23 protein-coding genes and 2 pseudogenes are annotated in these 20600 nt (G+C 64.4%); 14 read left to right on the forward strand and 11 right to left on the reverse strand.

Annotated elements, in window-relative coordinates:
* Positions 1 to 46 precede the first annotated feature (46 nt).
* The 3 genes from RFN28_RS32200 to RFN28_RS32210 all read left to right on the forward strand — a co-directional run bounded on the left by RFN28_RS32200 (position 47) and on the right by RFN28_RS32210 (position 1646).
* On the forward strand, positions 47 to 310 hold the full coding sequence (locus tag RFN28_RS32200; RefSeq protein ID WP_320291195.1) for a hypothetical protein: 264 nt from the start codon (positions 47 to 49) through the stop codon (positions 308 to 310).
* A 233-nt stretch (positions 311 to 543) separates the two neighbouring features.
* Entirely contained in the window at positions 544 to 882 is a 339-nt protein-coding gene (locus tag RFN28_RS32205) for a hypothetical protein (RefSeq protein WP_320291196.1), read from the forward strand.
* A 62-nt stretch (positions 883 to 944) separates the two neighbouring features.
* Positions 945 to 1646 carry a phosphatase PAP2 family protein gene (locus RFN28_RS32210; protein ID WP_320291197.1) on the forward strand — a complete coding sequence of 234 codons (702 nt, stop codon included), beginning with the start codon at positions 945 to 947 and terminating at the stop codon, positions 1644 to 1646.
* Positions 1647 to 1711: 65 nt separating this feature from the next.
* On the opposite strand, the gene RFN28_RS32215 is transcribed toward RFN28_RS32210, so the two are convergent.
* Positions 1712 to 2569: an SMP-30/gluconolactonase/LRE family protein gene (locus RFN28_RS32215; protein ID WP_320291198.1), complete on the reverse strand. Its 858-nt coding sequence runs from the start codon at positions 2567 to 2569 to the stop codon at positions 1712 to 1714.
* A gap of 112 nt (positions 2570 to 2681) precedes the next feature.
* Here RFN28_RS32215 and RFN28_RS32220 point away from each other — a divergent pair, with 112 nt between their 5' ends.
* Together RFN28_RS32220 and RFN28_RS32225 are read left to right on the forward strand one after the other, a co-directional pair.
* Positions 2682 to 3467, forward strand: a complete 786-nt coding sequence (locus RFN28_RS32220; RefSeq protein ID WP_320291199.1) for a helix-turn-helix domain-containing protein — start codon at positions 2682 to 2684, stop codon at positions 3465 to 3467.
* Between the two features lie 58 nt (positions 3468 to 3525).
* Positions 3526 to 4347 (forward strand): alpha/beta fold hydrolase, encoded by an 822-nt coding sequence (locus tag RFN28_RS32225; protein ID WP_292111481.1) that lies wholly within the window; start codon positions 3526 to 3528, stop codon positions 4345 to 4347.
* A 214-nt stretch (positions 4348 to 4561) separates the two neighbouring features.
* Here the strand turns inward: RFN28_RS32225 and RFN28_RS32230 are convergent, their stop codons facing one another.
* The 3 genes and pseudogenes from RFN28_RS32230 to RFN28_RS32240 all read right to left on the reverse strand — a co-directional run bounded on the left by RFN28_RS32230 (position 4562) and on the right by RFN28_RS32240 (position 6810).
* Positions 4562 to 5368: a C40 family peptidase gene (locus tag RFN28_RS32230; protein ID WP_320291200.1), complete on the reverse strand. Its 807-nt coding sequence runs from the start codon at positions 5366 to 5368 to the stop codon at positions 4562 to 4564.
* A 41-nt stretch (positions 5369 to 5409) separates the two neighbouring features.
* Positions 5410 to 6340, reverse strand: a pseudogene (locus RFN28_RS32235) (CHAD domain-containing protein).
* A complete protein-coding gene (locus RFN28_RS32240) occupies positions 6337 to 6810 on the reverse strand; it encodes a CYTH domain-containing protein (protein ID WP_320291201.1) in 474 nt (157 codons plus the stop codon). The pseudogene RFN28_RS32235 and the gene RFN28_RS32240 overlap by 4 nt, the downstream one beginning before the upstream one ends.
* A 91-nt stretch (positions 6811 to 6901) precedes the next feature.
* On the opposite strand from RFN28_RS32240, the gene RFN28_RS32245 reads away from it, so the two are divergent.
* From RFN28_RS32245 to RFN28_RS32260, 4 genes are read left to right on the forward strand one after another with little or no spacing between them, the layout of a single operon-like run.
* A complete protein-coding gene (locus RFN28_RS32245; protein ID WP_320291202.1) occupies positions 6902 to 7606 on the forward strand; it encodes a CerR family C-terminal domain-containing protein in 705 nt (234 codons plus the stop codon).
* Complete coding sequence (locus tag RFN28_RS32250; RefSeq protein WP_320291203.1) at positions 7603 to 8556, forward strand: HlyD family secretion protein; 954 nt, start codon at positions 7603 to 7605, stop codon at positions 8554 to 8556. Before RFN28_RS32245 ends, RFN28_RS32250 begins: the two co-directional genes overlap by 4 nt.
* Entirely contained in the window at positions 8553 to 9473 is a 921-nt protein-coding gene (locus RFN28_RS32255; protein ID WP_320291204.1) for an ABC transporter ATP-binding protein, read from the forward strand. The genes RFN28_RS32250 and RFN28_RS32255 overlap by 4 nt, the downstream gene beginning before the upstream one ends.
* On the forward strand, positions 9470 to 10618 hold the full coding sequence (locus RFN28_RS32260) for an ABC transporter permease (RefSeq protein ID WP_320291205.1): 1149 nt from the start codon (positions 9470 to 9472) through the stop codon (positions 10616 to 10618). Before RFN28_RS32255 ends, RFN28_RS32260 begins: the two co-directional genes overlap by 4 nt.
* A gap of 66 nt (positions 10619 to 10684) precedes the next feature.
* On the opposite strand, the gene RFN28_RS32265 is transcribed toward RFN28_RS32260, so the two are convergent.
* Both RFN28_RS32265 and RFN28_RS32270 read right to left on the reverse strand, forming a co-directional pair.
* On the reverse strand, positions 10685 to 11662 hold the full coding sequence (locus RFN28_RS32265) for a threonine/serine dehydratase family protein (RefSeq protein ID WP_320291206.1): 978 nt from the start codon (positions 11660 to 11662) through the stop codon (positions 10685 to 10687).
* Between the two features lie 346 nt (positions 11663 to 12008).
* A pseudogene (locus tag RFN28_RS32270) lies at positions 12009 to 12329 on the reverse strand (hypothetical protein); the annotation flags it as partial.
* Positions 12330 to 12506: 177 nt separating this feature from the next.
* On the opposite strand from RFN28_RS32270, the gene mbfA reads away from it, so the two are divergent.
* Positions 12507 to 13490 carry an iron exporter MbfA gene (mbfA, locus tag RFN28_RS32275; protein ID WP_320291207.1) on the forward strand — a complete coding sequence of 328 codons (984 nt, stop codon included), beginning with the start codon at positions 12507 to 12509 and terminating at the stop codon, positions 13488 to 13490.
* A 162-nt stretch (positions 13491 to 13652) separates the two neighbouring features.
* Here the strand turns inward: mbfA and RFN28_RS32280 are convergent, their stop codons facing one another.
* Both RFN28_RS32280 and RFN28_RS32285 read right to left on the reverse strand, forming a co-directional pair.
* The gene (locus tag RFN28_RS32280; RefSeq protein WP_320291208.1) at positions 13653 to 13997 is read right to left on the reverse strand and encodes an antibiotic biosynthesis monooxygenase family protein; all 345 of its coding nucleotides are present in this window, start codon (positions 13995 to 13997) and stop codon (positions 13653 to 13655) included.
* On the reverse strand, positions 13994 to 14362 hold the full coding sequence (locus RFN28_RS32285) for an NIPSNAP family protein (protein ID WP_320291209.1): 369 nt from the start codon (positions 14360 to 14362) through the stop codon (positions 13994 to 13996). The genes RFN28_RS32280 and RFN28_RS32285 overlap by 4 nt, the downstream gene beginning before the upstream one ends.
* 172 nt (positions 14363 to 14534) lie before the next feature.
* Between RFN28_RS32285 and RFN28_RS32290 the strand changes: the two genes are divergently transcribed.
* On the forward strand, positions 14535 to 15209 hold the full coding sequence (locus tag RFN28_RS32290; protein WP_320291210.1) for an ArsR/SmtB family transcription factor: 675 nt from the start codon (positions 14535 to 14537) through the stop codon (positions 15207 to 15209).
* Positions 15210 to 15301: 92 nt separating this feature from the next.
* Here RFN28_RS32290 and ligD read toward each other — a convergent pair whose 3' ends face one another.
* The 3 genes from ligD to RFN28_RS32305 form a co-directional block, all read right to left on the reverse strand.
* On the reverse strand, positions 15302 to 17827 hold the full coding sequence (gene ligD, locus RFN28_RS32295) for a DNA ligase D (protein ID WP_320291211.1): 2526 nt from the start codon (positions 17825 to 17827) through the stop codon (positions 15302 to 15304).
* Between the two features lie 12 nt (positions 17828 to 17839).
* A complete protein-coding gene (ku, locus tag RFN28_RS32300) occupies positions 17840 to 18724 on the reverse strand; it encodes a non-homologous end joining protein Ku (RefSeq protein ID WP_320291212.1) in 885 nt (294 codons plus the stop codon).
* 84 nt (positions 18725 to 18808) lie between these two features.
* Positions 18809 to 19312: a YciE/YciF ferroxidase family protein gene (locus tag RFN28_RS32305; RefSeq protein WP_320291213.1), complete on the reverse strand. Its 504-nt coding sequence runs from the start codon at positions 19310 to 19312 to the stop codon at positions 18809 to 18811.
* A gap of 398 nt (positions 19313 to 19710) precedes the next feature.
* On the opposite strand from RFN28_RS32305, the gene RFN28_RS32310 reads away from it, so the two are divergent.
* The 3 genes from RFN28_RS32310 (at position 19711) to RFN28_RS32320 (ending at position 20505) form a co-directional block, all read left to right on the forward strand.
* On the forward strand, positions 19711 to 19857 hold the full coding sequence (locus RFN28_RS32310; protein ID WP_127424987.1) for a hypothetical protein: 147 nt from the start codon (positions 19711 to 19713) through the stop codon (positions 19855 to 19857).
* A gap of 2 nt (positions 19858 to 19859) precedes the next feature.
* Positions 19860 to 19985 (forward strand): hypothetical protein, encoded by a 126-nt coding sequence (locus tag RFN28_RS32315; protein WP_320291214.1) that lies wholly within the window; start codon positions 19860 to 19862, stop codon positions 19983 to 19985.
* A gap of 67 nt (positions 19986 to 20052) precedes the next feature.
* Positions 20053 to 20505 (forward strand): thiol-disulfide oxidoreductase DCC family protein, encoded by a 453-nt coding sequence (locus RFN28_RS32320; protein WP_320291215.1) that lies wholly within the window; start codon positions 20053 to 20055, stop codon positions 20503 to 20505.
* Positions 20506 to 20600: the final 95 nt, after the last annotated feature.

Raw genomic sequence — 20600 nt, forward strand, 5'->3', positions numbered from 1 at the left:
GACGTCGAAGCCGAGGCACAGCTGCGGTTGTTGATGCAGGAAGGCCATGCTGGTGGTATCCTTAAAAGGCTTCGGATTGTTTGCGGGCGTGGCTCAGGCCAGCGGCCAATCGCCGGGACTGCTGGCTGTGATGGGCCGCAGTCCCGGCCGCCAAACTACCCGATCCTTCTCAAACAATCCTATGGCGGAACAGCTTCGACGTGGCGCGCGCAGCACCCTCCGTGTCGACCGTCCAGAGGCCGTCGGTGACCTGCCGATCGCTAACGCCCGATCACATTTTCGTGACATCGACGTGACCAAACGAAGCTGATTGCCGGCTGACAATTATCGGGTGTCAATCCGAGGCACGAAATCCGGCGGCGCTATCCACCGGCGGCCTCGCCGCACAGGTGCAAACCCATGGCGCTGGGATGCATTTTTGCGACATCCGGCTTCGATCCCGTGGGAGCGCGCCTTGCCCGACGCGCCCAGCTTGACGGCTTCGCGCGCTTGGGAAACAAGGGCTACGGCAGGCGAGACGCAGGCCGCTTCGGGAGGGCAAACGTGAGTTTCTGGGGACTGGCGCAGCTCAGCGTGTCGACGGTGATCTTCCTGCTTGCGGCAACCGCGGCCAAGCAATGGGGGCTGGCGCCGAGCCTTGCCAAGATCCTTTTGACGCTGGCGCTCTATTCCGCCGGCAATCTGATCATGCTCCGCCTGATCCGCGAATTCGGCATGTCGGTATCGTTCAGCCTGTCGGCGGTAATCCAGCTGGTGTCGGTCAATGTCGTGGCGTTGGTCTTTTTCGGCGAACGGCTCAATGTCTTGCAGGCGACCGGCGTTGTGCTGGCGATCGCCGCCGTCGCCTTGATCACGCTCGGGCCCTATATGCAGCGGCTTTAGAGCGGTTCAATCTTACGCCGTTCCGTATGAAAACCGCTGCGCACTGGAGGAACACCGGCGAGATGAAATTCCCCGCAGCCGCGCTGCTCAACAAAATGGAATTCCCTGTGCTCCTGGCCGGGCTGGTGATCGCCGGCGGGCTCTGGGGATTGGTGGAATTGATGGAGCTGGCGCGCGCGACCACGCCGCATGCCTTCGACACCGAGATCCTGCTCGCCTTCCGCCATGCGGGACAGCCGGACAGCCCGATCGGCCCGCCCTGGCTGCAAGGGGCGGTGCGCGACATCACAGCGCTCGGCAGCACCAGCGTGCTGGTGCTGATCACCACCGCGACGATCGTCTACCTGCTGCTGATCCGCCGGCCGGCGACGGCGCTTCTGATGTTCGTCGCCGTGGCGGGCGGACAGGTGCTTTCCAGCCTGCTCAAGCACGAGATCGACCGACCCCGCCCCGAGCTCGTCTCGCATCTCGTCAACGAAAGCTCGTTCTCCTTTCCAAGCGGCCATGCCATGCTGTCGGCGGTGACCTATCTCACGCTGGGCTCGCTGGCGGCGCGCTTCCTGCCGGACCACACGAGCAAGGTCTTCGTGCTCGGCCTCGCTGTGCTCACCGCGGTGCTGGTCGGAGTAAGCCGCGTCTATCTCGGCGTGCACTGGCCGTCGGACGTGCTTGCCGGTTGGTGCGCCGGCTTCGCCTGGGCCATGCTGTGCTGGCTCGCGGCGCGCCTGCTGCAGCGGCGCAAGGTGGTGGCGGACAGCGATTGACTGGAGGCCGGCGACGGTGCGGCCGCGCGACTGGCCTCCATGCATTCCAATCGCTTTCCGTATGCTCAATCCAGTGACAGCGCCGCGACCGCGCCTTCTCCCATCAGCGGCACGAAGATCTTTTGGCCGTTCGTGCCGATGTCGGCGCTGCCCGGCTTGAAGGTGGCGATCACTTCCGGCTTGCCGCCGGCGTGGTAGCGATAGAGCGTGCCGGTCATATAGGCGGTGGCGTAGATATCGTCGCCGATGGCGACGACGCCGTCGAGGTCGGCGAATTCTTGAGCGCCGGGCAGCGGCGTGATTTTCCTGCTGACGAGATCGACCGCGAGCAGGCCGCCCGGCTCCGCCGTGCTGAAATCGGGCTTGATGCCCTTGCCCCAGGACGCGACGATCAGCCGGTCGCCTTCGGCGAAGACGCCGTTGGGCGAAGCCAGCAGCGCATCCTTCACGAACAGCTCCGGCTTGTCGCCATCGAGGCGATAGATCGTGTCGGCGAGCATGTCGCTGACATAGACCTTGCCCGTACCGTCCGTGGTCATGTCGTTGAGGAAGACGGCGCCCGGCACATCGATGGTCGAGACCAGCTTGCCGCTGCCGATGTCGACGACGCGGACCCTGGTGATGTCGGCGGCGTAAAGCCTGCCGCCCGAGATCGCCATACCCTTGGGCGCGTCCATGCCGTCCACCCAGTGGCGGGTGATGACCTTGCCGTCCATCGACAGCAGCGACAAATAGCCGTTGCCGTCGGCATCGCCTGGATTGCCGACGATGTTGGAAACGACGATGCGCATGTTGGCGGCGTCGAAAAGCGCCGATTCCGGCTGTTCGAAGCCGCCGACGCGCCAGAGTTCGCCGGCCTGAACGGCAGACGCCATTGCAATGCCGGCGAAGGCGAGAAAAGTCGAAGCGATGAGGGTCTTCATGGTGCTCTCCTGTGGTGACGGCGGAGAGCTAGGTTTTTCGATACTTTTCTGGAAGACTGTTCGCACGTAGTATCGAAGATCGATACGAATTCAAGCAAACGAGGTGCATTCCATGAACGGTCCGATCTTCGAGGCGCTGAAACGGACATTGAAGGCCAAGGGCCTGACCTACCGGACGCTTGCCGAGCGCATGGGCGTTTCCGAGCCGACGGTGAAGCGCATCTTCCATGAGCGGAACTGCAAGCTCGATCGGCTGATGGATATCTGCGCCGCGGCCGAGGTGGAGCTGGAGAACGTGCTGGGCTCGATGAACCGTGGGCCGGGGCCGGCCAACCGTGTCGCGCCCGAGATCGAGCGCAGGCTGGCGGCGCGGCCGGCGCTGCTCTTCGTCTTCATCATGCTGTCGGAAAGATTCACGCCCGAAGGCATCATGCGCTCGCAGGGTCTGAGCGAAGCCTCGATGTTCCTCTATCTGCGCGATCTGGAACAACTTGGCCTGGTGGCGCTCGGGCGCGGCCTTTCGGCCAGGCTGCTGGTCGATACACCCATCCAGTGGGATTTCGAGGGGCCGCTGAAGCCGCATTTCGAGACGACCAACAAGAACTTCATCGGCTGGGCGATCGGCCATATGGAACGCCAAGCGACCTTCGTCAGCTTCTCCCGGCGGATGCGGCCGGAAACGGCCGAGATGGTGCGGCGCGAGGCGGAGGACCTTGCCGAGCGCGCAAGGCTGCTTGCCCATCACGATCAGCACACCACGCCGGAAGATCAGCTCATCGGCTATAAATGGACCTTTGCCTTCGGCGCGACGCCGTTTCCGGCGATCATGCCGATCGGACCGCATCCGCGTGATGCCGGCGCGCGCACCGAGGCTGCGAAGCGGCCGCTGCCGGCCTAGCGGTTGAAAATCCAGCGCTTGGCACCCGCAGTCCGGACACCCCGGGGGAGAGTATTGGATGTCGTGGAAACTCGATGAAACCGTGCAAACATCCGCGGGCACAGTGGCAGCGGGTCGACTGGGTAACGGGCCTGCGCTCGTGCTGGCTCATGGTTGGCCGTGGTCTTCGTTCTCATGGCATCGGATTATCCCGGACCTTGCAGGGCGGTATCGCGTCCATTGGTATGACATGCCCGGATACGGGCAATCTGAAAAAGACGCGGGGCAGCGCACGTCACTCGATGTGCAAGGAAAGATATTCGCCGACATGCTTGCGTATTGGAATATCGAACGTCCAATCGTCATTGCCCACGATATGGGTGGAGCGACGACGCTACGGGCGCATTTGCTGCATGGCTGCGACTTCGATCGGTATCTGCTGATGAACGTTGTCGCGATGCGCCCTTGGGGATCGGAGTTCTTCGATCATGTCGGTCGCCATGTGGATGCCTTTCTGGGTCTGCCGCCGCATATCCACAGAGCGGTCGTAGAGGCTTACATCAAGGGAGCCATCGTAAACGACATCGATTCCAGAGATTTCGAGATGCTTGTCGAGCCGTGGCTTTCCGAGGACGGGCGCGCGAGCTTCTATCGCCAATTCGCGCAAGCCGACGAAAGATATACCGCCGAAGTCGAACCGATATTCGGGGACATACGCTGTCCGGTAAAGATAATCTGGGGCGAGGACGACCCATGGATTCCGCTGACACGAGGCAAAGCGCTTCATGGACTGATCCCGCAGGCGTCGTTCGAAACACTGCCTGGCATCGGCCACCTACCTCAGCTTGAAGCTCCGAATCTGGTGCTGAGCCGACTGAGCGCATTTTTGGGAGGAGATTGATGATATCTCCGCGCGACGCCAGTCGACCTCGTGGCGCTCGAGCGCGGCCTCGGCAAGAGTGCTGGTCTAGATGCCGATCCCGTGGGATTTCGAGGGGCCGCTGAAGCCGCCTCTCGAGGGGCGATCGGTCATATGCCGCATCCGCGTGCCGCCGGCGCGCGCACAGCGGCCGCTGCCGGCATGACCTGCCGACCGGACCTCGCCTCGGGCAGGGCTACTCGGCGGCCTTTTCCTCCGAATCGGTCGCCGTGTCCCCCCACGCGACCGCCCGGTAGTCGAAGCCGTACTCCAGCGTCGGCTTGACGATGCGGAAATAGGGCGACAGGTCGAAATCGCGCGGCGTGTAGAGCGAGTGATGGCGGATGTGCAGGATCTCCCGCCGCATATAGCTCGACTGCGCCGAGGCGCGGCCCGGCGCGCGGGTGATCTCAGGCAGGATCGGATAGCGGACCTGGCCATAGGCTTCGGCGATCAGCGTCGAGCAGATCGCCCGCGTCGGATCGCCGGAGCCGAACGCCAGCATGCGGCGGCGCCAGCGCACCGGCACCGGCGGCGTCGGCAGGAAGAAGCGCAGCATGTCGAAAATGTTCTTGAGATCGTATCTCAGGCCGAGCTTGCCGATCATGAAGGCAACGACCTTGTCGCGATCCTCCGGCGTCAGCCCGCTCGCCCGGCAGATGCGGGTGTTGTAGGTTCGGTAGCGCGAAAGCGGCACGGCAACGCAGCCCTCGCCGAGGGTCACCTCAATCAGACGCGGCCGCTCCGAACCGTCCTCGGGCTGCGGCAAGGCATCGCCGACATAGAAGGCCGCATGCGACCAGGTTGACTGGGTGAGATACTTGATCGCCGCCGAGATCTTCTGGTTGCCCTCGACGAGCAGGACATCGCCGGGCTGCAGCGTGCGGCGCAGCGTTTCGGCATCGGACGGCGTATAGGGCTCATAGCCCGAGGATTCATCCTGCAGCCGGCCGGCGAGCCAGCGGCCAAGTCGGTCCAGAAGGGTTTCGGCCGGCGCAGTCATCCCAGACGCCGATTAGCACAGGCCGGCCACTTAGACCATGATCAGGCGGCGCTCGCTTCCTCATGCGTAGTCGCGAGATCGTCGCGTGCCTTCCGCGCGAGCTTCCTGGCTGAACGCTTGGGGCTGTCGCCGAACAATTCGGCGGCCTCGGAAAGGCAGGCCTTGGTAAGGCTCTTTTCCGAGCGTTTCAGAAGCTTGCCCAGAAGCTTCGTGTCTTCGGGCGGACCGAGCGGCTCGCCGTCGGCAGCAAGCAGCGCGCATGACGAACACGTCATGCAGTTCGCCAAGCAGCTCGCCAAGTTTGTCGACCGCCTTGCGGCGGGCCTTGATCGGCGTCGGCCACAGGCGGCCGAGCAGCGACAGATGCATCGAGTGCGTCTTGGCCGCCTTACGCAGGTCGTGAAAATCGTCGGCCTCGCCGCGCGAGCCGGCTTTGTCCAACGCCTTCTTCGCCCGCCGCAAGATGGCGCGGGCGCCTTCGGCCAGGATATCGGCCGCTTGCTCGGGCTGATCGGGCAGCGACAGCTTTTCGATGCGCAGCATACCCTCCTGACAGGCGGCGACGGCGGCGTTTATGGCGGCGTCGAGGCCAGGGCCGGCATGAAGCTCATGCTGGCGCAACACCAGCCGCTCGCGGACAGGGTCGAGACCACCGCCGGCGGTCTGTTGCGGAAAGGCGGAAGCCAGGCGGTCGATGGTTTCGATGAGAGCGGTTGCCTGGCGCGGGCCGGCAAGCAGCGCCGACACCTGCTTGTAGCATTCGTTTTCAGCCTGGCAGAACGGTTCGTCACCGGAACGAACCAAGCGCAGCAAGGCGCGGGCGGCCTTCAGCCGCTTGCGGCACTTATGCACGCCTTGCTCCGGCTTGTCACGCGCCGTCTCGAGATGGCCGAGCACCTTGCCGATCTCGTCGGCCAATATGCGCCTGACCTCGCCGGTAAGCGGTAGGCGTGGATCGATGCGAAAGCTCATGCGGCGATCTCCGGAATCCCCCCAAAGGCGAGCGACGCGTTGTAGAACCTCGACTCGCCGGTGACCTCGCGACCAAGCCAGTCGGGCAGCATTTCTTCAGGTACGTCCTCCGGCGTCTCCAGCTCCGCGATCACCAAGCCCGCGAGCGCTCCGCCGAACACATCGACTTCATAGAGATAGCCGCGATCCCTAACATGGTGGCGTGTCTTCTCGATGACACGCCCGATGGCGAAGGCCATCAATTCCTCGGCCTCGGCAAGCGGGATCGGATACTCGAACTCGTCGCGCTCGCGCGCCTTGTCGCCGAACTTGAGCGTCAGCATGGCCGAGGCGCCGTCGCTGATGCGCACGCGCACCGTGCGCCCGGGCGCGGCGGCGAGGTAGAACTGGCGAATGCGGATTTCCGCCTCGACCAGATGTTGCCAGGCGTTGCCCAAGACCAGGAACTTGCGCTCGACTTCCTTGCCCATGGCCGCGCACTAAAGCGTGCGGGGACCAGCATGGCAAGCTGGGCCGAAAACAATTTGACTTTAATCAATCGATTGATTAAAAACCTAGTGCATGAGCAGGCAAACGAACGTCAGACGGGCGCAGCGCGAAGCCTCCCCGGCGGATCAGACGCGCGCGGCCCTCGTGCGCGCCGCGCTCAAGCTGTTCGGGCGGCAAGGCTTCGACGGCACCTCGACGCGCGAGATCGCCGCAGAAGCCAAGGCCAATATCGGCTCCATCGCCTATCATTTCGGCAGCAAGGAGGGGCTGCGGGCCGCCGCCGCCGACTATATCGTCGAGACCATCCAGACGATCGCCGGACAGGCGATCGGCCCGGCGCAGGCGCCGGGCCCGTCGGGTCCTGACGCGGCCAGGGCGCAGCTCTTCGTCGGGCTGGAGCGGATGGTGGCTTTCGTCGTCGCCACACCGGAAGCCGGCGAGATCGTACAATTTGTACTTAGAGAGCTGTCCCATCCGACCGCGGCGCTCGACCGCATCTATTCCGGCGTCTTCGAGCCGACGCACCGCAGGCTTTGCCAGATATGGGAGCAGGCGACCGGCGAGCCGGCCGAAAGCGAGGCCACCAAGCTCACCGTGTTCACCATTATCGGGCAGGTCATCTATTTCCGCATCGGCCGCGAAGCGGTGATGCGCAGGATGGGCTGGCGCGGGATCGGCAACAAGGAAGCGGGCAAGGTCGTCGCAGCCGCAAGCGACAATCTCAGGGCAATGCTGGCGGCGCGCGACGCGGCCGCCGGCAAGAAGGGCAAATCATGAGTTTTCTCTGTTCGCTGCCGCTCGCGGCCCAGCTGTTCGGCGCCTGCGCGCCGGCGGCGCCGCTCGCAGTCGGCTATGTCGAGGGCGAATATGTGCTGATGGCGCCGATCGAGGTGGCGCAAGTCGCAACGGTGACCGTCAAGCGCGGAGACCGGGTGATGCCAGGCATGCCGGTGGTGACGCTGGAAGATGCCGACGCCAAGATCGCCGTGGCGCAGGCGCAGGCCGCGCTGGCGCAGGCCGAGGCGCAGCTTGCCGACCTCAGGGTCGGCAAGCGGCCGGAAGAGATCGCCGTGCTCAAGGCGCAAGTCGACATGGCCAAGGCCCAGGCCGCCGACGCCAAGCACAAATACGACCGCGCCAGCGACCTCTACAAGCGCGGCACCGGCACGCAGGCCGATTACGACACCGCCTCCGCCACGCTGGAGACCGCCAATGCGCAGGTCGGCCAGGCGGAAGCCAATCTCGCCGTCGGCGGCCTGCCGGGGCGGGAGGAGATGATCAAGGCGGCCGAGAATCAGGTCAAGCAGGCGCAATCGGAGCTTGGGCAGGCGCGATGGCGACTGTCCAAGCGCGTGCTGGCGGCGCCTTCGGCCGGCCGCATCGACGACGTGATCCGCAATCCCGGCGACACCGCCGGACCGACCGCGCCGGTGATCTCGATGCTGCCTGACGGCGCCGTCAAGCTCAGCGTCTACGTGCCGGAGGCCTCATTCTCCTCGGTGAAGATCGGCACGCTGATCAGCGTCCATTGCGACGGCTGCGGGCCGGATCTCAAGGCGCGCGTCAGCTATGTGTCGCCCGATCCGGAATTCACTCCGCCGGTGATCTACTCGCTCGAGAACCGGCAGAAGCTGGTCTATCTCGTCGAGGCCCGGCCGGAAGGCGATGCCGGTGCGCTGCAGCCCGGCCAGATCGTCGATGTCGACTTGGCGGGCCTCCAAAAATGAACGTCATCGACGTCCGCGGGCTGGTCAAGCGCTTCGGCGGCAAGACGGTCGTCGACCATGTGACGATGACGGTGGGCGAAGGCGAGATCGTCGGCTTCCTCGGGCCGAACGGCTCTGGCAAGACGACCACCATCCGCATCATGTGCGGGCTTCTGACGCCGGACGAGGGCGAGGGCACGGTGCTGGGGTTCGACATCCGCGCCGACTCGCTCAGGATCAAGCGCGAAGTCGGCTACATGACGCAAAAATTCTCGTTCTACGAGGACCTGACGATCGGCGAGAATCTCGAATTCGTGGCGCGGCTCTACCAGCTGAAGCCGGTCGAGGACTATGTGTCGCGGACGCTGCGGGAGCTTGGCCTGAGCACGCGCCGCAACCAGCTGGCCGGGACACTTTCCGGCGGCTGGAAGCAGCGGCTGGCTTTAGCCGCCTGCATCATGCACAAGCCGAAGCTGCTCCTGCTCGACGAGCCGACGGCCGGCGTCGACCCGAAGGCCCGGCGCGAGTTCTGGGACGAGATCCACAGGCTGGCGGGCGGTGGACTGACCGTGCTGATCTCCACCCATTACATGGACGAGGCCGAGCGCTGCCACCGCATCAGCTACATTTCCTACGGCAAGTTGCTCGCCACCGGGACCGTGGACGAGGTGGTCGAGAATGCCGGGCTTACCACCTTCGTCGTGCAGGGGCCGCGGCTCGGCCGCGTGGCCGAGGCGCTGGAGGGGCGCCCGGGCGTCGACCAGGTGGCGCCTTTCGGCGCCACGCTGCATGTCGTCGGCTCGGACAAGGCGGCGCTGGAAAAGGCGCTTGCCGATGTCGAGAAGGAGCACAAAGGGGTGACGGTGACGCCCGGCGAGACCAGCCTGGAAGACGTGTTCATCCAGTTCATGGCCGGCTCCAAGGACAATATGGCATGAAAAATGGCCTGAAAGCGGTCTTTTCCTTCGCCAGGCTCGGCGCGCTGCTCATCAAGGAGTTCATCCAGATGCGGCGCGACCGCATCACCTTCGCCATGATGCTGGGCGTGCCGCTATTGCAGCTGGTGTTGTTCGGCTTTGCCATCAACAACGATCCGAAGAGCCTGCCGACGGCACTGGTGGCGATGAGCAACGACCAGTACACGCGCGCCATCGTCTCCGCCCTGCAGATGACCCGCTACTACCGTTTCGACCATGTGGCCGAGAGCGCGGCCGAGGCCGAAATGCTGATGGCCAAGGGCGCCGTCTCCTTCGTCGTCACCATTCCGGCCGACTTTGCCCGGCGCGTCGAACGCGGCGACAGCCCGCAGATCCTGATCGAGGCCGACGCGACCGATCCGGCGGCGGCGAGCGGCGCCATCTCGACGCTGGGCACGGTGGCGAGCCAGGCGCTGCTGCGCGCCCAGGGCATGCAGGCGACCGCCGCCGAGACCGCGAAGCAGCAGCTGCGGGTGGTTGTGCACCAGCGCTACAATCCGGAGGGCATCTCGCAATACAACATCGTGCCCGGCCTGCTCGGCGTCATCCTGCAGATGACGATGGTGATGATGACGGCGATGGCGCTCACCCGCGAGACCGAGCGCGGCACGATGGAGAACCTGCTCGCCATGCCGTCGAGCCCGACCGAGATCATGCTGGGCAAGGTGCTGCCTTTCCTCGTCGTCGGCGCGGTGCAGGTGGCGGTGGTGCTGGCGGCGGCGAAGCTTTTGTTCGGCGTCCCCTTCGTCGGCAGCCTGACGCTGCTGCTTTCGTCGGTGCTCGTCTTCGTGCTTTCGCTGGTGCTGCTCGGCTACACGATCTCGACCATGGCCCGCTCGCAGATGCAGGCGATGCAGCTCACCTTCTTCTTCTTCCTGCCGTCGCTGCTGCTCTCCGGCTTCATGTTCCCTTATCGCGGCATGCCGGGCTGGGCGCAGATTCTGGGCGAGATCTTCCCGCTGACGCATTTCTTGCGCATCACCCGCGCCGTCATGCTGAAGGGCGCCAACTTCAACGCGGTTGCCGCAGAGATCGGCTGGCTATCGGTGTTCGTGGTTTTGTTTGCCGGCGTAGCATTGGCGCGATTCAGGAGGACACTGGACTGAGCGGCAGCGCTCCGACCTTTTGATGCCGGCGGGACAGCGGCTATACCCGCGTGCGGGCCGCAACATTTACGCGGCCGTCATTATCTCCGCATAGGTGCCGAAATCGACATTGCCGCCGGAAAGCACCACGGCAACGCATTTGCCGGCGAGGTCGATCTCGCCTGACGAGAGCGCGGCAAGCGCGACGCAGCCGCCGGGCTCGACCACCAGCTTCAAATACGCCATGGCGTCGCGCATCGCCTGCGCCGTGGCCTTGTCGGAGACGGCGACGGCGCCGGCGAGGTTCCTGCGGTTGATCTCGAAGGTGATCAAGCCAGGCTCGGCGGTGAGGATCGCGTCGCAGATCGAAGTGTGGCCGGGTTCGTTGGCAACCCGTTCGCCCTTGGCGAGCGAGCGGCGCGTGTCGTCGAAATGCTCCGGCTCGACCGCCCAGACTTGCGTGTGTGGCGAGGCGTCCTTCACCGCAACGGAAATTCCGCTCGACAGACCGCCGCCGCCGCAAGGAACGACGACAGCGTCGAGGCTGATACCCAAGGCCTTTGATTGGCGCATCAGCTCCAGCCCGATGGTGCCCTGGCCGGCGATGATGGCCGGATCGTCGAAGGGCGGCACCAGCGCCATGCCCTTTTCGATGTAAGGGCGAACGATTGCCATGCGGTCGTCCTTGAAGCGGTCGAACGGCACCACGTCGGCGCCCATCTTGCGGACATTGCCGACTTTCAGCACCGGCGCGTCCGCGGGCATGGCAATGACCGCCTTGACGCCGAACATCGCGGCGGAAGCGGCGACGCCCTGCGCGTGGTTGCCTGACGAGAAGGCGACCACGCCGCGGCTGCGCTCCTCCGCGCTCAGCGACGACAGTTTGTTGTAGGCGCCGCGGATCTTGAAGGAGCCGGTGCGCTGCAGCGTCTCGGGCTTGAACAGGATGCGCCCGCCATAGCGCTTGTTGAGCTCCGGCGATTCGATGAGCGGCGTTTCGACGACCAGGCCGGAAAGCCGCGCGGCGGCGGCGCGGATGTCGGAAATGCCGGGAAGGGTGGTCATGAGCGTGGCCTCGTGGGGAACGGGACCGCCTATGGTGCACAGAAATTATCCCGGCGCGCCAACGGAAAAATGTGATGGAGACAATGTTGGTGATGATGACGGACGGCGAAGCGCCAATCTCCCCCCTTGCGGGGGAGATGGCCGGCAGGCCAGAGGGGGGCGCTGTCCCGCCGGCATCTCAGCCTATCAATGCTGGATACGCTCGCAAGTTGTTGGTTGCTCCACGTTTGCGGGGAAAGGTCGGCGTTCCTTCACACCCCCCTCTGTCCTGCCGGACATCTCCCCCGCAAGGGGGGAGATTGGCAGCTTCAACGCCGACGCCTTCGTGACGAAGTACGCCCGCTGACCCCAGCAGCGTCCGCGTCCGCTTCTTGCCGCCGAGCTTGCGCCAGCTGTTGAACCGATGCGTGGCGGCGGCAAACGAGATCTTCATCTGCTGGGCGACCGAATAGCGCGACTTGCCCTCGTCGAACATGCGGTAGCAGCATTCCACGCCTTCGTCGGTCAGCTTGCCGTCCGGCGTCTTGTTGTGCGGATTGGCGGGGTCGAATTTTTCGACCTGCTGCTCGACCATGGCCTTGAGCCGCTGCAGATCGGTCTCGATGCTGGCAATGAGATCGAGAACGGGTTTTGTGTCGAATGCGTGCGGAGGCTTCTTTTCCGTCATGCCTTGCTTCCTCGTTTTTAGCTGGTGCGGTGCATATAGGTGAACATTCGGCAATAATGAAGGGCGGGGCGGGAAACCCGTGGGTCAATGAATTCCGCCTAGCCCACGGCTTCCGCGATTGACCCTCGGCGCTCAAACCCCTAGTTTAGAACTGTTCTAAACTAGGGTGATTTCCTCATGCTTTCCCGTGTTTTCGGCTTTGGGCGCCGCTCCTTCGATTCATTGTCTGAACAGGAGATCCTGGCGCTGGCTATCTCGTCGGAAGAGGACGACGGGCGCATCTACCGCGCCTATGCCGACGCGCTGGCGCAAGACTTTCCGCAGTCGGCCAAGGTGTTCGAGGCGATGGCCGAGGAGGAAGACGGCCATCGCGATTCCCTGATCGAGCTTCACCGTAGGCGCTTCGGCGAGCGCATTCCGCTGATCCGCCGCGAGCATGTCAGAGGCTACTACGAGCGCAAGCCGGACTGGCTGGTGCGGCCGCTCGGCATCGAGCATGTGCGCCGCCAGGCCGAGGAGATGGAGCAGCAGGCCTACCGCTTCTATGTCGAGGCGGCCAAGCGCACCACCGATGCATCGACGCGGAAGCTGCTCGACGAGCTGGCCGCGGCCGAGCTCGGCCATGAGAACTCCGCGCATGAGCTGGAGCAGAGGCACGTCCCGGGCGAGGTCAAGGCCGAAGAGGCAACGGCGGAGCAGCGCCAGTTCATCCTCACCTATGTCCAGCCGGGGCTCGCCGGGCTTATGGACGGTTCGGTCTCAACCCTGGCGCCGATCTTCGCCGCCGCCTTCGCCACCCATCAGACGTTCCAGACCTTCCTCGTCGGCCTCGCCGCCTCGATAGGCGCCGGCATATCGATGGGCTTCACCGAGGTGGCCTCCGACGACGGCAAGCTGTCGGGGCGCGGCTCGCCGGTGAAGCGCGGGCTGACCGTCGGCGTGATGACGACGCTGGGCGGGCTCGGCCACGCGCTGCCCTACCTCATCCCTTATTTCTGGACGGCCACGATCGTCGCCGCGATCGTGGTGTTCTTCGAGCTCTGGGCGATCGCCTTCATCCAGAACCGCTACATGCAGACGCCATTCTGGCGCGCCGCCTTCCAGGTGGTGCTGGGCGGCGCGCTGGTGTTCGGGGCGGGGGTGCTGATCGGGAGCGCGTAGGTCTTCCCTTCTCCCCTTGCAGGAGAAGGTGGATCGGCGCGCAGCGCCGAGACGGATGAGGGATGCTGGACGGAGTGTGAGGTTGGCGTTCCCTGGGACACCCCTTATCCGTCGCCTTCGGCGACACCTTCTCCTACTGGACAGAGGGAGAAGGGGGGAGCTTCATCCGTTTACCGCTCGACTATCCTGTGGCGCCTCGGCCCTTTCGGTCAGCCCATAATCGCGCACGACATGGGCGATGCGCAGCCGATAGCCGGCAAAGATTCCGCCGCGGCCGGCCTTCTGCGCCTGCCGGTGCTCCTCGGTGTTGCGCCAGGCCTTTACCGCTTCCTCGTCGCGCCAGAAGGACAGCGAGAGCACGCGCTTCGGATCGGCCAGGCTCTGGAAGCGCTCGACCGAGATGAAGCCGTCGATGCTCTCGAGCAGGGGCTTAAGCTCCGCGGCGATGCCGAGATAGGCATCGCGTTTTCCCTCCGCCGGCTCCACCTCGAAGATGACAGCGATCATGCCTCTATCCCTTCCTTGATCGTGACGTTGGTATCGAAAACCTTCCTCGGCCCATGCGGCCCCGATACCAGTTTCAGGAAGATGCGATCTTCCTTGAGGATGAAATTCTCACGCCGCGCGAAGTCGTAGTTTGCCTTGCCGGCCGGGTCGGCGGCAAGCCGCGCGCGATAGGCTTCGTAAGCCGCGAGGTTCTCGATGTTGTAGGCGGCGTAAGCGGTGGTGGCCGAGCCTTCATGCGGCGCGAAATAGCCGATCAAATCGGCGCCGCAGCGCGGGATGGCCTGGCCCCAGGCGCGCGCATACTGCTCGAAGGCCGGCTTGCCGAACGGGTCGATCTCGTAGCGGATGAAGCAGGTGATGGTCATTTTCGGTCTCTCCTCGTCGGTTGGCGTCCTGGCGACGATGGTTCGACCGAGGTCGAACCATCGCTTCACTCGACGTGCTAGGCATTCTCGTGTCAGGAGCGTTGGCCGCGCTGCTTGAGCTGACCTGAGAATAATGCTTCCCTCACGGGGATGCTTCGATAAGGATCGAACTATGCGTGAAGGACCCGACATCGCCCGCATCGCCAGCCTGGTCGGTGATCCCGCCCGCGCCAACATGCTGACCGCGCTGATGGGCGGCACGGCGCTGACCGCATCGGAACTGGCGCTGGAAGCCGGCGTGTCGCTGCCCACCGCTTCCTCGCATCTCGCCAAGCTGATGGATGGCGGGCTGCTGACTTTGGCGAGCCAGGGCCGGCACCGCTACTACGGCCTCGCCGGCCCCCAGGTGGCCGGCATGATCGAGGCGATCATCGGCGTTGCCGAAGCCGTCGGCCCGAAGCGGGTGCGGCCGGGACCGCGCGACGCGGCGATGCGGGTGGCGCGCGTGTGCTACGACCATCTCGCCGGCGAGCAGGCGGTGGCGATGCTCGATCGCCTCGTCGGCAGGAAAGTGCTTTTGCGCGAGGACAACGAGATCAGGCTGGCGCCTTCCGGTGCTTCGCATTTCGCAGCGCTCGGCATCGAGATCGACACCAAGGCCAGACGACCGGTCTGCCGCGCCTGCCTGGACTGGAGCGTGCGACGCTCGCATCTCGCCGGCGCGCTGGGCGCTGCCATCCTCGACAAGGTGATCGCCGAGAAATGGGCACGGCGCGAGAAGGACAGCCGCGCCGTGGTGTTTTCGCCAAAGGGCAAGCAGGCGTTCGAGAGGGTGTTTCTGGCGTAGGTTTCGCCTGCGATCGTTTAGAAAGGTCGGCGGGACGCACCCCCCTCTGTCCGGCAGGACAGAGGGGGACTGCCCCGCCGACGTCAAAAGATTCACCCCCGCTTCAACACCTTCCCCAGCTTGAAGAAATCCTTCCATGGGTCGGCCTTCTTCAGCTGCTTCAGCGTCGTCTCGTCGCCGATCGGGAAAGCGTTGGGCGGCAGGCCCTTTTCAAGCTCCGGCCAGGTTGCCGGCATCGACACCGTCGCGCGCTTCTTGGCGCGCGAGGAGTAGGGCGCCACGGTGGTCGCGCCGCGGCCGTTGCGCAAATAGTCGACAAAGACTTTTCCGGTGCGCGCCTTCTTCGACAGGGTCGCGGTGTAGCGGTCCGGCGAGGCCTGCTCCAGGGCGCGGGCGAAATCATGGGCGAAGTCCTTGACCTCGTCCCAGTCGGCCGAGGCTTCGAGCGGCACCAGCACGTGATAGCCCTTGCCGCCGGAGGTCTTGACCAGGTTCGGCAGCGACAGATCGTCCAGCCGCTTATGGATGTCGAGCGCCGCTTCGCGCACGCGGCTCACGTCGACACCTTCGTCCGGATCGAGGTCGAAGATGATCTGGTCCGGCTTTTCCAATTCCTCGATCGTTGAGCCCCAGATATGGACCTCGACCACACCATACTGGACAAGCGCCGCAAGCCCGTCGAAATCCTTGATGAACAGGATCTCCTCGCCATCCGTCGGATCCTTCATCCTGGCGATCTTGTCGCTCATGCCGGGCGAGGCGTGTTTCTGGAAGAAGCGCTGGTCGTTGATCCCATCCGGCGCCCGCACAAGGGCCAGCGGCCGGTTGACGACGAATTGCTGCATGCGCGGCCAGACCAGAGCGTAATGGTCGAGCAGGTCCTGCTTTGAGATCTTTTCGTCGGGCCACAGCAGCTTGTCGGGATGGGAGAGTTTTACCGAGGTCCTGGCGGATCCGGCCGAGGCTGCCTTCGGCGCCGCCTTGCCGCTCCTCGCCTTCGCGCCGCTCTCGGCCTTGGCGGCGGCTTTCTTCGGCTCTTCCTGCACGACTTCCTCCGCCGGCTTGTCCTCGCGCAATCCCTGGAACGAGGCGTGGCGGATTATACGGTCGGATGTCCAGCTGCGGAACTCCACTTCGCCGACGAGTTCGGGCTTCACCCAGGTAAGGCCCTTGCCCTTCGGCACGGCCGTCGAGAAGGGCGATTCCTTGACCTTGAGGCCGTCGAGCTGCTTCTTGAGGTTTGCGGCAACCTTGCCGGAAAAGCCGGTGCCGACACGGCCGGCGTAATGCAGCTTGCCGCGTTCGTTGTAACCCACCAGCAGCGAGCGCAGGCCGCGGCCGGTCTTGTCCGAAGGCAGATAGCCGCCGATGACGAATTCCTGGCGCAGCGTGCATTTCGACTTGATCCAGGTGAGGCCGCGCCCGCTGCGGTAGGGCGCATCGGCGCGTTTCGAGACTACGCCTTCGAGGCCCATGCGGCAGACATGCTGCAGCATCACCTTGCCGGGCTCGTGAAAATGGTCGCTGAAGCGCAGCGCCGAATCCTCGGGCTGCTCGCCGAGCAGTTCGGCCAGAGCCTGCTTGCGCTCGACCAGCGGCTCGCGGCGCAGGTCCTTGCCGTCGAGCCGCATCAGGTCGAAGACATAGAAGGTGAGACGGTCGGTGCGGCGGGCCGAGAGAGCAGCCTGCAGCTGGGGAAAGGAGGACACGCCGCTGTCGGCCAGCACGACGACCTCGCCGTCGATGATGGCGTCCCGGCATTTCAGCTTTGCAAGTGCCGCGGTGACCGGCCCGTCGAATTTGTCGGTCCAGTCGAGGCCTCCGCGCGTCAGCAGCCTGACGTCGCTGCCGGCGATCTGCGCCTGCATGCGGTAGCCGTCGAACTTCACCTCGTGCAACCATTCGTCGCCCGAAGGAGCGTCCTTTTCCAGCGTAGCGAGCTGCGGCTCGATGAATTCGAGGCGCCGGGCGCGCCCGGCCTTTGCCTTGGGGGCCGCCGGTCTGTCGGAATGCCAGACCTTCGGCTTCGCGCCCTTGGCTGCCTTGCCTTCGCCAACCTCCTCGACAGTGAGGCCCGACCTCACCGATTGCGGTTCGTCCTTGAGGATGTCCTCGCCAGGGCGGGCGGCCGCATCGTCGGCCTTGATCAGCAGCCAGTTGTCGCGTTTTTCGCCGCGACGCGGCTTCAGCCGGACCAGATTCCAGCGCCCGTGCAGCTTGTAGCCTTCGAGCTCGAAGCCGATATGGCCTTTCTTCATGCCTTCGGCCGGATCGCCTTCCGGAATCCATCTGCCGTCGTCCCAGACGATGACCGAGCCGCCGCCATATTCGCCTTTCGGAATGGTGCCCTCGAAGGAGGCGTAGTCGACCGGGTGGTCCTCGACATGCACGGCCAGCCGCTTCTCGTGCGGATCGAGGCTCGGGCCGCGCGTCACCGCCCAGCTCCACAGCACGCCGTCATGTTCCAGCCGAAAATCGTAGTGGAGCCGCGTGGCGGCGTGCTTCTGGACGACGAAGATGCCGCCGGCCTCGCCCTTCTTGTGCCGACGCGGCTTGCCGGCCGGCTCGGAGGTTTTCCTGAAATCGCGCTTGGCATGATATTGCTCGAGGCTCGCCATGACGCCACTCTCCTATGCGGATTTGCGACTTCTGTGCCGATTGTGACTGGCCGCGGAGGCCTTGGCCTTCGTCCGCGCCGCCGGCGCCTTCGATGACGATTTACCGGCTTTGCCGCCGCCCTCCGCGTTCAGGCTCTTCTTCAGCGCGTCGAACAGGTTGACGACATTGGACGGCTTCGCCGGCGCCTTGGCCTTGGGCGCCTTCTTGCCGGCCTTCTTGGCGCGGATCAGCTCGAGCAGCGCGTCCTCATAGCGGTCGTCGAACTTCGAAGCGTCGAACTTCGTCTTCTTCTGGGCGATGATGTGCTGGGCGAGATCGATCATCTCGTTATCGGTCTTGGTTGCCTCGATGTCGTCGAAGACCGTCTCGGGCTGGCGCACCGTATCGTCGTAGCGCAGCGTCGTCAGCACCATGCCCTTGCCGAGCGGCTCGATCACCACCGGGCGTTCGCGCTGATAGAGCACGATGCGGGCGAGGCCGGCCATCTTCTTCGCCGCCATCGCATCGCGGATGACGGCGAAAGCTTCTTGCGACACCTCGTCCGCCGGGGAAACATAGTAGGGCGTGTCGAGATAGATCTGCTCGATCGAGGATTTCTCGACGAAGCCGTCGAGACTCAGCGTGTGCGAAGACTCGATCTGCACCGCCTCGATCTCGTCTTCCTCGATATGGACGAACTCACCGTCGCTCACCTCGTAACCCTTGATCTCGTCGCCGTCTTCCAACGGCTTGCCTGTCCCGGCGTCGACGTAGATGCGTTTGACGGTATTGCCGGTCTTGCGGTTGAGGATACGGAAAGAAACCTTTTCAGCGTGCGTGACGACGTTGGTCAGCTCGATGGCGCAAGTGACCAGCGACAGTTTCAGATAGCCCTTCCAGGCCGGGCGCGGTGCCATGGCGAACTCCAACGCGATGCGATCCTAATCGCAACGGACGGGGCCCGCTTGGGTTCCGGCAAGGCCGCCTGGGAGCGGCGCCTGTCAGGCGGCCTGCAGGTTGATCCTGCCTTCCGCCATTTCGGTGAGCTTGCGGTCGGTCGCCTGCTCGTCCTTGAGGTTCTTGGCCAGGACATTGGCGCAGTCGCTGCGGCCGAGCTGCTTGGCCCAGGCGATCAGCGTGCCGTAGCGCGTCATCCCGTAATGTTCGATGGCCTGCGCGGAGGCGATCAGCGCGGCATCGAGAACCTCCCGGTCGTCGATATCGCTGCTCACCTCACCGACTTCCTCGAGAATGCCGTCGATGGCCGGGCAGTTGATGGTCTTGGCCCTGATGCCGTGCAGCTCAAACACCTGCTCGACCCGGCCGATATGGCCCTTGGTCTGCGCGAGGTGTTTTTCGAAGCCGGCCTTCAGCTGCGGATCGGTCGCCTTGCCGATCATCTTCGGCAGCGTCCGTTCGACCTGTTTCTCGGCATAATAGATGTCGCGCAGCGTATGGACGAAGAGGTCGTCCAGCGTCCTGATGTCCTTCGAGAAGAAACCCATGGCTGTTGCCTTCCATTTGCTTGTGCCGGGTTGGAATTCAAACGGCGGTGCGCGCCGCCAATCTCGGAGCCGGCCAGCGCCGGCCTGAGGGTCAACGTGCCCCTTCCAGGCGGGTTCCTGACCTTTCCGCGCGAGCAATGAAATTTCCGGGCGCCGCCCGAAGGTGAAACAGAAGCGCGCCCAAGCGACATCCGGACGAAACATATGTGATGCAAAAGCCACACGAGCCGGAAAGGCGACAAAAGGCGCGGAAAGACCGCGAATCAGCCGCATTCCAGCCACGAAGCAGCGAGTTTCGGACCAGAAATTAACATCGCGTTCACCGACTATTCACGCCTCGACGCTACGATGCCCGCAATTCGGAAGGGACATCCGAAAACGGGACAGGGACAGGTAAAATGAACTTCTGGAACCACATCGCCGGCTATGCCGCCGCCATTCGCGAATTTGTCGCGCCGACCTATCGGCCCGAGCGCTATTACATGCGCGGCCCGGGCCCGGCCTGCGCCCGCCGCGGCAACTCGCTCGGCATCGGGACGAACTGACCATGATGCTCGACAGCCGCCACGATAGCCGGATCTGCAAGCCGGCCGCCGACAACCGCGCCACGACCCATCGCGACGAGCGTCCCGCCGTTATCGACGGCAGGCGTGCGACAACGCCGCGACTTTGACGCCGCCGCCGGCTGGCTTAGTGTGCTCCTGGTTTGGTGCCCAGGGGCACTAGCAGCCGGGGCCGACATGACCGACCTGCCCGAACCGAAGTGTCCTCTTCTCCCAGGCAAAGCCTACGACGCTGACCGGCCGCTGATCGTCTTCGACGGCGTCTGCGTGTTTTGCTCGGGCTTCGCCCAACTGATCGTCAAGCTCGACCGCGACCAGCGCTTCCGCTTCGCCACGGCGCAATCGCCATTCGGCGAGGCGTTGTTTCGCAAATACGGCCTGCCGACCGACAATTACGAAACCAATCTCGCCGTCATCGACGGCGCCGCCTTCACGAAGCTCGACAGTTTCGTCGCCGTCATGGCGGCGCTTGGCTGGCCGTGGCACGCCGCAAGGCTGCTGCTTGTCCTGCCGCGGCCGCTGCGCGACTGGCTCTATGACCGCGTCGCGAAAAACCGCTATGCGCTGTTCGGCAGGAAGGACAGTTGCGAAATACCATCCGCCGAACTGCGCCAGCGGCTGATCGGCTAAAGCGCGTCGCGATCTTCAGATTCGCTCCATGCGCTTTAGATTTTTGATTTTACGCATGTCTTTATCCCGAAACCGGTTCCCACCTTCGGGAGACA

This window comes from Mesorhizobium album, from assembly GCF_033977205.1.
GTDB lineage: Bacteria > Pseudomonadota > Alphaproteobacteria > Rhizobiales > Rhizobiaceae > Mesorhizobium > Mesorhizobium album.

Coding starts and splice junctions, on each gene's coding strand:
- RFN28_RS32200 (WP_320291195.1), top strand. CDS start 47: ATGCTGGTGGTATCCTTAAAAGGCTTCGGATTGTTTGCGGGCGTGGCT.
- RFN28_RS32230 (WP_320291200.1), bottom strand. CDS start 5,368: ATGACTGCGCCGGCCGAAACCCTTCTGGACCGACTTGGCCGCTGGCTC.
- RFN28_RS32285 (WP_320291209.1), bottom strand. CDS start 14,362: ATGACCATCACCTGCTTCATCCGCTACGAGATCGACCCGTTCGGCAAG.
- RFN28_RS32260 (WP_320291205.1), top strand. CDS start 9,470: ATGAAAAATGGCCTGAAAGCGGTCTTTTCCTTCGCCAGGCTCGGCGCG.
- ku (WP_320291212.1), bottom strand. CDS start 18,724: ATGGCACCGCGCCCGGCCTGGAAGGGCTATCTGAAACTGTCGCTGGTC.
- RFN28_RS32250 (WP_320291203.1), top strand. CDS start 7,603: ATGAGTTTTCTCTGTTCGCTGCCGCTCGCGGCCCAGCTGTTCGGCGCC.
- RFN28_RS32320 (WP_320291215.1), top strand. CDS start 20,053: ATGACCGACCTGCCCGAACCGAAGTGTCCTCTTCTCCCAGGCAAAGCC.
- ligD (WP_320291211.1), bottom strand. CDS start 17,827: ATGGCGAGCCTCGAGCAATATCATGCCAAGCGCGATTTCAGGAAAACC.
- RFN28_RS32220 (WP_320291199.1), top strand. CDS start 2,682: ATGAACGGTCCGATCTTCGAGGCGCTGAAACGGACATTGAAGGCCAAG.
- RFN28_RS32265 (WP_320291206.1), bottom strand. CDS start 11,662: ATGACCACCCTTCCCGGCATTTCCGACATCCGCGCCGCCGCCGCGCGG.
- RFN28_RS32280 (WP_320291208.1), bottom strand. CDS start 13,997: ATGATCGCTGTCATCTTCGAGGTGGAGCCGGCGGAGGGAAAACGCGAT.
- mbfA (WP_320291207.1), top strand. CDS start 12,507: ATGCTTTCCCGTGTTTTCGGCTTTGGGCGCCGCTCCTTCGATTCATTG.
- RFN28_RS32245 (WP_320291202.1), top strand. CDS start 6,902: ATGAGCAGGCAAACGAACGTCAGACGGGCGCAGCGCGAAGCCTCCCCG.
- RFN28_RS32305 (WP_320291213.1), bottom strand. CDS start 19,312: ATGGGTTTCTTCTCGAAGGACATCAGGACGCTGGACGACCTCTTCGTC.
- RFN28_RS32310 (WP_127424987.1), top strand. CDS start 19,711: ATGAACTTCTGGAACCACATCGCCGGCTATGCCGCCGCCATTCGCGAA.
- RFN28_RS32315 (WP_320291214.1), top strand. CDS start 19,860: ATGATGCTCGACAGCCGCCACGATAGCCGGATCTGCAAGCCGGCCGCC.
- RFN28_RS32240 (WP_320291201.1), bottom strand. CDS start 6,810: ATGGGCAAGGAAGTCGAGCGCAAGTTCCTGGTCTTGGGCAACGCCTGG.
- RFN28_RS32255 (WP_320291204.1), top strand. CDS start 8,553: ATGAACGTCATCGACGTCCGCGGGCTGGTCAAGCGCTTCGGCGGCAAG.
- RFN28_RS32290 (WP_320291210.1), top strand. CDS start 14,535: ATGCGTGAAGGACCCGACATCGCCCGCATCGCCAGCCTGGTCGGTGAT.
- RFN28_RS32225 (WP_292111481.1), top strand. CDS start 3,526: ATGTCGTGGAAACTCGATGAAACCGTGCAAACATCCGCGGGCACAGTG.
- RFN28_RS32210 (WP_320291197.1), top strand. CDS start 945: ATGAAATTCCCCGCAGCCGCGCTGCTCAACAAAATGGAATTCCCTGTG.
- RFN28_RS32215 (WP_320291198.1), bottom strand. CDS start 2,569: ATGAAGACCCTCATCGCTTCGACTTTTCTCGCCTTCGCCGGCATTGCA.